At 71.2% G+C, this 11,066-nt stretch carries 12 protein-coding genes; 6 read left to right on the forward strand and 6 right to left on the reverse strand.

Annotation, left to right across the window (positions count from 1 at the left end; all coding sequences use genetic code 11):
* Window positions 1-144: 144 nt before the first annotated feature.
* Together ACZ4N4_RS44500 and hemC are read left to right on the forward strand one after the other, a co-directional pair.
* Entirely contained in the window at window positions 145-921 is a 777-nt protein-coding gene (locus ACZ4N4_RS44500) for an NPP1 family protein (RefSeq protein ID WP_450768355.1), read from the forward strand.
* Window positions 922-1,064: 143 nt separating this feature from the next.
* A complete protein-coding gene (gene hemC, locus ACZ4N4_RS44505; RefSeq protein ID WP_467600073.1) occupies window positions 1,065-2,000 on the forward strand; it encodes a hydroxymethylbilane synthase in 936 nt (311 codons plus the stop codon).
* A 127-nt stretch (window positions 2,001-2,127) separates the two neighbouring features.
* Here hemC and ACZ4N4_RS44510 read toward each other — a convergent pair whose 3' ends face one another.
* The 4 genes from ACZ4N4_RS44510 to ACZ4N4_RS44525 form a co-directional block, all read right to left on the reverse strand.
* Complete coding sequence (locus ACZ4N4_RS44510) at window positions 2,128-2,658, reverse strand: hypothetical protein (RefSeq protein WP_453580386.1); 531 nt, start codon at window positions 2,656-2,658, stop codon at window positions 2,128-2,130.
* Between the two features lie 198 nt (window positions 2,659-2,856).
* On the reverse strand, window positions 2,857-3,711 hold the full coding sequence (locus ACZ4N4_RS44515; protein WP_467600076.1) for an ABC transporter permease: 855 nt from the start codon (window positions 3,709-3,711) through the stop codon (window positions 2,857-2,859).
* The gene (locus tag ACZ4N4_RS44520) at window positions 3,671-4,498 is read right to left on the reverse strand and encodes an ABC transporter ATP-binding protein (RefSeq protein WP_450768359.1); all 828 of its coding nucleotides are present in this window, start codon (window positions 4,496-4,498) and stop codon (window positions 3,671-3,673) included. Before ACZ4N4_RS44520 ends, ACZ4N4_RS44515 begins: the two co-directional genes overlap by 41 nt.
* Window positions 4,495-4,950, reverse strand: a complete 456-nt coding sequence (locus ACZ4N4_RS44525) for a MarR family winged helix-turn-helix transcriptional regulator (RefSeq protein ID WP_467600079.1) — start codon at window positions 4,948-4,950, stop codon at window positions 4,495-4,497. The genes ACZ4N4_RS44520 and ACZ4N4_RS44525 overlap by 4 nt, the downstream gene beginning before the upstream one ends.
* A gap of 267 nt (window positions 4,951-5,217) precedes the next feature.
* Between ACZ4N4_RS44525 and ACZ4N4_RS44530 the strand changes: the two genes are divergently transcribed.
* Window positions 5,218-6,018, forward strand: coding sequence for an RNA polymerase sigma factor SigF (locus tag ACZ4N4_RS44530; RefSeq protein ID WP_467600082.1), 801 nt, complete (start codon window positions 5,218-5,220; stop codon window positions 6,016-6,018).
* A gap of 260 nt (window positions 6,019-6,278) precedes the next feature.
* Window positions 6,279-7,094: a VOC family protein gene (locus ACZ4N4_RS44535; RefSeq protein ID WP_467600085.1), complete on the forward strand. Its 816-nt coding sequence runs from the start codon at window positions 6,279-6,281 to the stop codon at window positions 7,092-7,094.
* Window positions 7,095-7,107: 13 nt separating this feature from the next.
* On the opposite strand, the gene glgX is transcribed toward ACZ4N4_RS44535, so the two are convergent.
* Together glgX and ACZ4N4_RS44545 are read right to left on the reverse strand one after the other, a co-directional pair.
* A complete protein-coding gene (glgX, locus tag ACZ4N4_RS44540; protein WP_467600088.1) occupies window positions 7,108-9,252 on the reverse strand; it encodes a glycogen debranching protein GlgX in 2,145 nt (714 codons plus the stop codon).
* Window positions 9,249-9,752 carry a pep a2 gene (locus ACZ4N4_RS44545; RefSeq protein ID WP_453580367.1) on the reverse strand — a complete coding sequence of 168 codons (504 nt, stop codon included), beginning with the start codon at window positions 9,750-9,752 and terminating at the stop codon, window positions 9,249-9,251. The genes glgX and ACZ4N4_RS44545 overlap by 4 nt, the downstream gene beginning before the upstream one ends.
* Window positions 9,753-10,058: 306 nt before the next feature.
* On the opposite strand from ACZ4N4_RS44545, the gene ACZ4N4_RS44550 reads away from it, so the two are divergent.
* Both ACZ4N4_RS44550 and ACZ4N4_RS44555 read left to right on the forward strand, forming a co-directional pair.
* Window positions 10,059-10,352: a DUF5133 domain-containing protein gene (locus tag ACZ4N4_RS44550; protein WP_453580364.1), complete on the forward strand. Its 294-nt coding sequence runs from the start codon at window positions 10,059-10,061 to the stop codon at window positions 10,350-10,352.
* Between the two features lie 102 nt (window positions 10,353-10,454).
* The coding region (locus ACZ4N4_RS44555) for a maltotransferase domain-containing protein (protein WP_467600091.1) at window positions 10,455-11,066 on the forward strand (612 nt) is incomplete at its 3' end.

The following is an 11,066-nucleotide window of genomic DNA, read 5'->3' on the forward strand; positions in this document are numbered from 1 at the left end:
GCATACCGACCCGGCGCTGATCCGGCGACACCGACCGACTGTTGGGCGGGGCTTCACCGGCGGGACGCCCAGGCCGTCTTGGCAAGGTCTTGACCGAAGGGGAAGCTGAACGTCCCTTCCCCCCACAGCAGTTGGAGGCCCCCCGTGTCGTCACGGACGTTCCGCATCGGTCGCCGTAGATGGCTGACCGGACTCGCCGGAGCCGCCGCCCTGGTCGTCGCCTTCCCCGCCGCCGCCTTCGCCGCCCCGCCGCAGGCGCTGCCCGCCAACGCCGAGACCGTCGAGAAGACCTACCAGCCGGCCTTCGACTACGACACCGACGGCTGCTATCCGACGCCCGCGATCGGCCCCGACGGCACGGTCAACGGCGGCCTCAACCCGACCGGCGCGCTCAACGGTTCGTGCCGGGACGCCTCCGACCTCGACAACACCAACAGCTACTCGCGCTACAAGTGCAACAACGGCTGGTGCGCCTACCTTTACGGCCTGTACTTCGAGAAGGACCAGGCGATAGCGGGCAGCAGCATCGGCGGGCACCGGCACGACTGGGAGCACGTCGTGGTGTGGGTGCAGAGCGGCCAGATCAAGTACGTGTCGACGTCCAACCACGGCTCGTTCACCGTTCACGCGGCGTCCGAGGTCCGCTTCGACGGCACCCACGCGAAGATCGTCTACCACAAGGACGGCGTCAGCACGCACTGCTTCCGGCTGGCCAACTCCAACGACGAGCCGCCGGAGAACCACAAGGGCACCTGGCAGTACCCGCCGCTGGTCGGCTGGAACGGCTATCCGGCAGGCCTGCGCGACAAGCTGAGCGCCTACGACTTCGGTAGCGCCAACTTCGGCCTCAAGGACGCGAGTTTCGCCTCCCACCTCAGCTCGGCCAAGCCGTCGGGAATCACCTTCGACCCGGCCGCCTGACCCCCGGCGCCCGGCCGGGCGCCGTGACCTGCGGCGTACCCGTCGCCCGCCGCGCACGGCACCCGGCCCGGCCGCGGTGGCCGTGCGCGGCGGCCGACAGCATGTCGGAATACGCGGTCGGCACGAAGGTCTATCGTGTCCCCATGTCCGTGCCAGAGTTGATCCGTATCGTCTCCCGCGACTCTCCGATGGCGCTCGCTCAGGTGGCCCGGGTCCGGGCCGAGTTGGCCGCTCTTCATCCGCAGGTGCGCACCGAGGTCGTGCCGGTGAAGACGACGGGCGACAAGTGGCTGGGCGATCTGTCGCAGGTGGAGGGCAAGGGGGCGTTCACCAAGGAAGTGGACGCCGCGCTGCTGGCCGGCGAGGCGGATCTGGCCGTGCACTGCGTGAAGGACGTGCCGGCGGACCGGCCGTTGCCCGCCGGCACGGTGTTCGCGGCGTTCCTGAAGCGGGACGATATCCGTGACGCTCTCGTCCACCCGGGCGGCCTGACCCTGGACGAGCTGCCGCCGGGTACCCGGATCGGCACCTCCGCGGTCCGCCGGGTCGCCCAGCTGTCGGCCACCCACCCGCATCTGGAGTGCGTGCCCTTCCGGGGCAACGTCAACCGGCGGCTGGAGAAGCTGGCCGCCGGCGAGGCCGACGCGCTGCTGGTGGCGATGTCGGGCCTGGAGCGGATCGACCGCATGGACGTGATCACCGAGGTGCTGGACCCGGAGGCGATGATGCCGCCGATCGGCGCGGGCATCCTCGCCCTGCAGTGCCGGGAGGGCGACTCCGAGCTGATCGACGTGGTCAGTGGGCTCGGTGACCCGGACACCTACCGGGAGGCCACCGCCGAGCGGATGTTCCTGCACGTGCTCCAGGGCCACTGCAACAGCCCGATCGCCGGCTACGCCCGGGTCGACGGCGGCGGTGAGCTGTCGCTGCGCGCCTGTGTGTTCACCCCGGACGGCAAGACCCGGCTGAACGCGCACGAGTGGGCGGGCCGGCTCGACCCGGCCACGCTCGGCACCTCGGTCGCCGTGGCCCTCCTGCGCCAGGGCGCCCGCGAGATCATCGACGGGATCCCGCACTGAGCGCTCCGCTGGACGGCGCCGGGTTGTGTCGTGGTTCGGCTGCGGGCGCGTGGGGGGTGCTCGCGCCCACACGGCGGTAGCCGCACATTCAATGCAGCCCCGCGCCCCTTCCGGGGCGCGTTGTGGCTCAGGGAGTAGTCGGGCCGGGTTCGGTCTGGTCCTTGAGGAAGGCGGTCACCTGGTGGGCCAGGCTGCCCGGGGCGGCGCTCTGGCAGGCCGCGGCGGTGGTCGACTCCAGCACGCCGATGCCGCCCGCCCACAGCCGGCGTTCCGTCCACTCCTCGTCGACACGCAGGTGGACCTGGATGTCCACCTGGGTCAGGGCGGCCTCAGGGCCGGCGGCGTAGAGGACGGCGGTGGCGCGGCGCAGCGGGTAGACGTCGAAGCCCTCGATGAACTGGGAGTTGCGCCAGTCGATGAACGCGCCCTCGCCGTCGGGGCCGACCCGGACGTCGATCTGGCCGTCCTCCAGTTGGACGCCGAAGTGGCGGGAGCCGCGGTTCTCGATGGTCACCCGGGCACTGAAGTACGTCAGCCCGGCCGCGGCGTCGTCCCGGCCGCGCGGCGGCTCGGACTCCTCCAGGCGGTGGACGCGGACCCGCAGACCGGCATGCTCGTCGTACTCGTGCCAGTCCCCGACCACGTTCGGCTCGTACACAGTGCCCCTCTCGACCCCCGCTGTTTATCTGTGCGCTCAGCGCACTGTCAAATGAGCGGAATGCGCTGTGGCCAGGGGGTTCGCCCGCTTTGATCGCTGATCAAGCGTTGCGCAGCGGTTATCCCGCCCCGGGGGCCCGGGGCGGGTCGCGGCCGCGTGCCGCACATCACGTCGGCGTCCGTCCGCCCTGCGGCCGGCTCAGCGGGCCAGCCGGCCGAGCAGCGAGGAGGCCGCGGTGATGCCGAGGGCGGCGGCGACCGCCAGCACGGCGAAGTCGAGGCCGAGGTGTGAGGGCGTGCCGAGCAGCAGCCCGCGCAGGGCGTCGACCTGGTAGCTCAGCGGGTTGATCTTGCTGACCACCTGGAGCCATCCGGGCATGATCGCCACCGGGTAGAGGGCGTTGGAGCCGAAGAACAGCGGCATGGTGATCGCCTGCCCGATGCCCATCAGCCGGTCGCGGCTGAGGACGATGCCCGCGATGCTCATGGACAGGCAGGAGAAGAACGCGGAGGCGAGGACGACGGCCAGCCCGACCCCGAGCAGCTTCAGCGGGTTCCAGGTGAGCGAGACCCCGAGGATCGCGGCGATGACGATCACCACGACGGCCTGGATCAGGGACTTCACCCCGGCCGCGAAGGCCTTGCCGGTGATGAGGGCCGAGCGCGGGGTGGGGGTGACGAGAAGCTTGTTGAGGATGCCGGCGTCACGCTCCCAGATGATCTGGATGCCGTAGAAGATCGCGATGAACATCGCGGACTGGGCGATGATGCCGGGCGCGAGGTAGTCGATGTAGGGGATGCCGCCGGTCGGTATCGCCTTGATCCGGGTGAAGGTCTGCCCGAAGATCAGCAGCCACAGGGCGGGCTGTATCGCCCGGGTGTAGAGCTCGGTGCGGTCGTGGCGGAGCTTCTGCAGCTCGACGGCGCACATGGCGACGACCCGGGCCGGCAGCAGCCGCCACCCGGAGCGCGGCTGGGGCGGCGTCAGCAGCAGGGATGCTGCCGGCGTGCGCTCAGCCGACGCGGTTCGCGGTGCGGCGGGTGCTTCGGACATCGCGGAAACCTCCTGACTGGTCGTCGAGGCCGCTGCCGGCCACGTCGCGGAAGACGTCTTCGAGGGTGGGCAGGGTGTCGGTGCCCTGGCGTTCGGCGAGGCCGCGCCGGAGCTCGTCGGGGGTGCCCAGGGCGCGGATCCGGCCCCGGTGCATCAGCCCGACCCGGCCGCAGTGCTGGTCGGCCTCGTCCATGTAGTGGGTGGTGACCAGGACGGTCATGCCGGTGGCTTCGCGCACGGCGTTGATCTGGTCCCACACGCCGGTGCGGGCGATCGGGTCGAGGCCGATGGTCGGCTCGTCGAGGATCAGCAGCCGGGGCGCGCTGACCAGGGCCTGGGCCAGTTCCAGCCGGCGGACCATACCGCCGGAGTAGGTGCCGGCGAGCCGGTCGGCGGCGTCGGCGAGGTCGACGGCCTCCAGCGCCTGTGCGACCCGCTCGGCGCGCTCGCGTCGGGGGACGTCGAAGACCCGGGCGAACAGGGCGACGTTCTCGCGTCCGGTGAGCCCGCTGTCGGCGGACAGCTGCTGGGGGACGTAGCCGAGCAGTCTGCGGACGGCCATCCGCTCCCGGCCGGTGTCATGGCCGAAGACGCGGACCATCCCGGCGGGGACCGGAAGCAGGGTGGTGATGCAGCGGATGGCGGTGGTCTTGCCGGCGCCGTTGGGGCCGAGCAGTCCGAAGACCTCGCCCTCGCCGACGGTCAGGTCGAGCCCGTCCACGGCCCTCGTCTCCCCGAAGGTGTAGGAGAGCCCTGTGCAGGCGACTGCGGTGGTGTCCGGCGTCATGATTCCTCGGCCTCCTCGTGCAGGGTGACGGCCAGCTTGCGCAGCGCCGGAAGCGCGGCCTCGAGCGCCGCGCGGTCCGCCTCGTCGAGCCGCGACACATGGCTCACGACCAGGTCCGCGCGGCGCCGCTGCCAGTCGGCGAGCCGCTTCTCGGCGGCCTCGGTCAGCAGCAGCCGGGCGGCCCGGCGGTCTGCGGGGTCGGTCTCGCGGAGCAGGAAGCCGTCCCTGGCCAGCTGGTTGACGAGGGTCGACACCGAGTTGCTCGCCAGGTACAGCTCCTTGGCCGCGTCCGAGATGCCGATCCCGGGCCGCCCCTCGACCAGCCGCAGCAGCTCCACCTCGGCACCGCGCAGCCGGGGCAGCGCGAGCCCGCGGCGTAGTCGGCGGCGGATCAGCCGCTGGATCCCGACGAGTGCGTCGGCCAGCTCTTCCGGGAACGTCTCCGATTTCACACCTGGAAGATTACCTCTGCTACAGAGGTAATCCCACCCAAGGGACGGTCAAGACCCCAGAGGCCGAAGCAGTGAGAGCAATCTCGCCCTTCCGGGCGGATTGTTTGGATTTACCCCATTTGGGGCATCTGCTTCTCAGTGCTTCGGACCGGAGGCACGTGCGTGGGAGCCGCCTTCCGCCGGTGCCCCCGTGTTCTCCCCGGGGTCCGAGGTGCGTTCCTCCCACGGTGTCCGTCCACACAGCACCCGTTGAGGGAGGTGCGCCCCATGCGTGCCACCACCGCCACCATCACCACCAAGCCCCATCCACACGACGACGCCCCCGACACGGCAGCGGACTTCGTGCGGCTGGCCGGGCTGCCCGAGGGCCCGGAACGCCGGGCCCTGCGGGACGAGCTGGTCGAGCTCTGGCTGCCCATGGCCGAGCGGATCGCCGTACGGTTCCGTGGCCGCGGGGAGGCCCTGGAGGACCTCTGCCAGGTCGCCGCGCTGGGGCTGGTCAAGGCTGTCGACCACTACGACCCGGCGCGCGGGCGGGCCTTCGAGGCGTACGCCGTGCCGACGATCACCGGCGAGATCAAGCGCCACTTCCGTGACCACATGTGGACCCTGCACGTGCCGCGCCGGGTCCAGGAACTGCGCAACCGGGTCCGTGTCGCCCTCAAGGAGCTGGACCAGACCTCCCCGGGCGGCATGCCCACCGTCGCCGAGATCGCGGAGTGGGCCCAGCTCACCGAGAGCGAGGTGCGGGCCGGGATGGAGGCCCTGGACTGCTTCTCGGCGCTGTCGCTGGACGCCGAGGTGTCCGGCGCCGACGGCTACGCGCTCGGTGACACATTGGGCGGCCCTGACCCCGGCTACGATCTGGTCGTCGACCGCACCGCTGCCGAGCCCTGCCTGCAGAGCCTTCCCGAGCGCGACCGGCTCATCCTCTACCTGCGGTTCTTCCGCGGTATGACACAGAGCCGGATCGCCGAGCAGCTCGGCGTGTCGCAGATGCACGTGTCCCGTCTGCTCACCGCCTGCTTCGAGCGGCTGCGCGAGGAGCTGCTCGCCGAGGCGGGCTGAGTCCCACCCCCACCCGGACGGTGCGCCGGGAATCCGCGTAGGCCCGCCGGTCGGGGGCGCCGTGCAGTTCGGCACGGATCTCGGCGGGCATCGCCCCGGTGGAGGACCGAGTCCACCTCGCCCTCGCCCGCTCCACCGTCGTCGTCACTCGCCTGGCGGAGTGCCTCCGGGGTACTCGGCAGGCAGCCCGGCCGCCTCCGGTTGGAGACTGGTGTCAGACCGGTTCCCCCGGCCGGCCCCGACCCCAGGACGCGAGTGCCATGAACAACGACACGCCTGCCCCCGGCCCCGTGAAGAAGGAGCGAGAGATCGTCTCCACGCACTCGGTATTCGGCGCCCCGTGCTGGGTGAGCCTGACCAGCCGCGACCTGCAGACGACCGAGGACTTCTACAGCGCCGTACTCGGCTGGCGATGGCGCAGTGTCCGGCTCGGCGACCACTTCCGGATCGCCCTGGCGGACGGGGTGCCGGTCGCGGGCATCGCCGCGGTCGCCGCGATGTGGCAGATGGCGGTGGCCTGGACGCCGTACTTCGCCGTCGAGAACGCGGACGAGGCGGTCGCCCGGGCCCGTGAGCGCGGCGGCACGCCGGCGGTGGGGCCGCTGTCCTTCCCGCCCGGCCGTGCGGCGCTGCTCGCGGACCGGGACGGGGCGATCTTCGGCATCTGGGAGGGCCAGCTGGTCTCCAACTGGGAGATCTGGCGGCAGGCCGCACCCACCTTCATCCGCCTGCACACCCGCAACGCCTTCGACTCGGCGATCTTCTACGGCGAGGTGCTCGGCTGGGCCTCCGACAAAGAGGGCTGCTGCGAGGTCGAGTACGACGGCGGCGAGGTCGTACTGCGCAGCCGGGGCGACGCCGTGGCCCGGATCGACTCCGGGGCGGTGGAGGCGGCCCCCGATCCCACCGTACGGCCGCACTGGCAGATCCACTTCGCGGCCAACGACGTCGGCGAGTGCGCCCGCGCGGCCGAGAAGCACGGCGGCAGCGTCCTGCAGGAGAAGGACACCGAGGCCATTCTGCGCGACCCGGACGGGGCGCAGTTCACCGTGACCGCGCGCCCCTTGCGTCCCTGATCCCTCCGGTTCCTCAGCCCTTGCCGCGGGAGGGCCGGGACAGCAGGACCAGGCTGCGGGCCTCGGCACGCAGCCTGGTCCCCGCCTTGCGCTCACGTTCGTCGGGGATGCCGTCGGGTTCGGCGGTGTCGATGAGGGCCGTCCAGCGCTCCCCGTAGGAGTCGTCGGGCAGCCGGAAGTCGACCGGTTCCCAGAAGCTGTTGAGGAGCAGCAGGAACGAGTCGTCGACCAGGCGTCGGCCGTAGGGGTCGCGTTCGGCGATGGCGTCGCCGTTGAGGAAGACACCGACCGAGTGCGCGTCGGGACGCTCCCAGTCCTGGTCGGTCATCTCGCTGGCGTCGGGCAGCAGCCAGACCAGGTCGGGCAGCGGCTGTCCGCGGTGCACGGCGGTCTCGCCGCGGAAGAAGCGGCGCCGGCGCAGCACCGGGTGGGCGGCGCGCAGCCCGATGACGTACCGGCTGAAGTCGCACAGCGTCCGCTGCTCCTCGGTGAGTTCCCAGTCGGTCCAGGAGACCTCGTTGTCCTGGCAGTAGGCGTTGTTGTTGCCGCGCTGGGTGCGGCCGAGTTCGTCGCCGTGGCTGAGCATCGGGATGCCCTGGGACAGCAGCAGGGTGGAGAGGAAGTTGCGCTGCTGACGGGCCCGGAGTTCGAGGACGGCCGGGTCCTTGGTGTCGCCCTCGGCGCCGCAGTTCCAGGACCGGTTGTGGCTCTCGCCGTCCCGGTTGTTCTCGCCGTTGGCCTGGTTGTGCTTGTCGTTGTACGACACCAGGTCGCGCAGGGTGAAACCGTCGTGCGCGGTGACGAAGTTGACGCTCGCGCGCGGCCGGCGCCCCCGGTGCTGGTACAGGTCGGAGGAGCCGGTGAGCCGGGAGGCGAACTCGCCGAGCGAACCCGGCTCCGCCCGCCAGAAGTCCCGTACGGCGTCCCGGTACTTGCCGTTCCACTCCGACCACAGCGGCGGGAAGTTGCCGACCTGGTAGCCGCCTTCGCCCACGTCCCAGGGCTCGGCGATGAGCTTCACCCGGCTGATCACCGGGTCCTGCTGGATCAGGTCGAAGAACGCCGACAGCCGGTCCACCTCGTGGAACTGCCGCGCCAGGGTGGCGGCGAGGTCGAAGCGGAAGCCGTCGACATGCATCTCGGTCACCCAGTACCGCAGCGAGTCCATGATCAGCTGGAGGACGTAGGGGTGGCGCATCAGCAGGCTGTTGCCGGTGCCGGTGGTGTCGTAGTAGTGCGCCCAGTCGCCGTCGACCAGCCGGTAGTAGGAGGCGTTGTCGATGCCCCGGAAGGACAGCGTGGGGCCCATCTCGTTGCCCTCGGCGGTGTGGTTGTAGACCACGTCGAGGATCACTTCGAGGCCGGCCGCGTGCAGCGCCTTGACCATCGCCTTGAACTCGTTGACCTGCTGGCCCCGGCTGCCGAAGGCGGCGTAGGCGTGGTGCGGGGCGAAGAAGCCGATGGTGTTGTAGCCCCAGTAGTTGGACAGGCCCCGGTCCTGCAACACCCCGTCCTGCACGAACTGGTGGACCGGCATCAGCTCGACCGCCGTGACACCGAGCGAGGTCAGGTGCTCGATGACGGCCGGGTGCGCGAGACCGGCGTAGCTGCCCTGGAGCCGTTCGGGTACCTCCGGATGGGTGCGGGTGAGGCCGCGGACATGGGCCTCGTAGATCACCGAGTCGGAGTAGGCCCGCCGGGGCGGCCGGTCGTCGCCCCAGTCGAAGTAGGGGTCGGTGACCACGCCGAGCATGGAGTGCCCGGCGCTGTCGGCCGGGGCCGGCCCGCCCGGTGTGCGCTCGTACAGGGACGCGTGGTTGTCGATCTGGCCGTCGACCGCCCGGGCGTACGGGTCCAGGAGCAGCTTCGCCGGATTGCACCGGTGGCCGACCTCCGGGTCCCAGGGGCCGGTGACCCGGTAGCCGTAGCGCTGCCCGGGCCCGACGCCGGGCAGGTAGGCGTGCCAGACGAAGCCGTCGACCTCGGTCAGCGGCACCGGCCGCTGGGTGCCGGCGTCGTTCACCAGGACCAGCTCGACCCGCTCGGCGACCTCGCTGAACAGGGCGAAGTTGGTGCCCTGTCCGTCGAAGGAGGCGCCCAACGGGTAGGGGTGCCCGCTCCATACGGGCACCCCTTTCCGGGACTTCCGAGCCGTCACCGGGCGCCCTCCAGAACGCCTTCGGCGGATGCGGCCAATTGGGCGACGGGGACGGCGCGGGGCACCCGGAGCGTCCGGCGCAGGCTGGGCGCCGGCGCGGTCCTGACCAGCGGGACGCGCTCACCGGACCGGGCTCGCTGCGAGAACCAGATGATCTTGCTGCCGGTCTCCGGGGCACAGCACCCCCAGCCGTCGCTGGTGGCGGCGAGGTGCGCCAGGCACGACCGCAGGTCCTGATCGGGGCGCAGATCACGGTCGTCGTCACCGATGGCGGTGATGAGGTGCTGCCCGTTCCACCACATCTCGATGGACGTGTGCTTGTCCGTCGCGTGCTGGTCGATGGCGGTCAGCAGCAGTTCGACACCGCGGCAGACGGGGTCCACGAGGTTGTCGAGGTCCCAGTAGCGCAGATGGGCGGCCAAAATGCGGCTGACCTGTCCCACCCGTTCCGGGCTGACCTCCACGTCGAGGTGGTAGTAGCAGGGCACTGCGGTCTTCATTGTCGCTGGCTCCTCACCCGGCGCGGCTCCCGCTCCCCTCACCCGTCCGGAAATCCGTTCCCGACGCGTAGCGTGAGCACTGATCGCTTCTGAGTCACCTCCCACAGTGCGGGCGCTACGCCATTCGTGCAACACGAGAGGCGCGTGGGGTGGTTGAAGATCCAACAAGACGCTCCGTCGTCAGCCGTGCACCATGAGTGAAAGCCTCGATTCGCCGTAACGGCTCCGTGCCCTTCCGTGCCCGGACGCTCCCCGACCGTCGGGGACACGTGCCCACTCGAGAGCGTCGGAAGGAAAGACACGGCCATGCTGCTACCCGCGAAGGCCGAGGTGGCCCGGCAGCTGCGGCGCTACCGGGCGTGGGAGCGCGTCATGCTCGCCTCGCCGCAGGACCGCGAGGTGCGGTCCACCTTCGAGGACTCGGGCTACACGCTGTGTGTGCTGATGGGCAAGCGCTGCGCCCGGGAGGCGGTGGAGGCGGCCGAGCGCTATCTGCGCACCAGCCTCGTCACCTATCTGCGGGAACAGGGCGGGCGGCCCCAGCTGAGCGGGAAGGTCCGGCGGGGTCCGCCCTCGGACCGGAGTTCCGCGCGGCAGTGATCCGCAGGCGGACCCCGCGGGAGGACACCTCGTCCGCCCGCGCACTACGGACCGCGGAGCCGGGCCACCGGCCCGGCTCCGCGCACGGCGGAGGTGAGACCCATGAAGGCGACAGAGGCCATCGGCCGTGTTCCGGTGCGTGACGTGCAACCGGCCGTGGACGGCGGCGGGCGTCCGGCGAAGGCGGTCCCCGGCGAGACCTTCCGGGTCACCGCGACCGTCTTCCGCGAGGGTCATGACGCCGTCGGCGCCAATGTGGTGCTGTGCGACCCCGAGGGCCGGCCCGGTCCCTGGACCCCGATGCGGGAGCTGGTGCGCGGTACCGACCGCTGGGGCGCCGAGGTCACCGTCGACGGGAAACCAGGCCGTTGGACGTATCACGTCGAGGCCTGGAGTGCCCCGCTCACCACCTGGCGGCGGCACGCCCGGGTGAAGATCCCGGCGGGCATCGACACCGGCCTCGTCCTGGAGGAGGGCGCCGAACTGTACGCGCGCGCGGCCGCCCGGATGCCCGCGGGACCGGAGCGCGAACGGGTCGTGGCGGCTGCCCGGGCCCTGGGCGACGACACCCTCCCCCTGCACACCCGTCTCGCGAACGCGCTGGCCCCCGAGGTCGACGAGATCCTGACCCGGTATCCGCTGCGGGAACTGGTCACCTGCTCCGAGCCGTTGCCGCTGCTCGTCGAGCGCGAGCGGGCCCTGTACGGCTCCTGG

This window comes from Streptomyces sp. NPDC026538 (genome assembly GCF_055567535.1).

Coding starts and splice junctions, on each gene's coding strand:
- hemC (WP_467600073.1), top strand. CDS start 1,065: ATGTCCGTGCCAGAGTTGATCCGTATCGTCTCCCGCGACTCTCCGATG.
- ACZ4N4_RS44550 (WP_453580364.1), top strand. CDS start 10,059: ATGCTGCTACCCGCGAAGGCCGAGGTGGCCCGGCAGCTGCGGCGCTAC.
- ACZ4N4_RS44535 (WP_467600085.1), top strand. CDS start 6,279: ATGAACAACGACACGCCTGCCCCCGGCCCCGTGAAGAAGGAGCGAGAG.
- ACZ4N4_RS44530 (WP_467600082.1), top strand. CDS start 5,218: ATGCGTGCCACCACCGCCACCATCACCACCAAGCCCCATCCACACGAC.
- ACZ4N4_RS44545 (WP_453580367.1), bottom strand. CDS start 9,752: ATGAAGACCGCAGTGCCCTGCTACTACCACCTCGACGTGGAGGTCAGC.
- ACZ4N4_RS44515 (WP_467600076.1), bottom strand. CDS start 3,711: ATGTCCGAAGCACCCGCCGCACCGCGAACCGCGTCGGCTGAGCGCACG.
- ACZ4N4_RS44520 (WP_450768359.1), bottom strand. CDS start 4,498: ATGACGCCGGACACCACCGCAGTCGCCTGCACAGGGCTCTCCTACACC.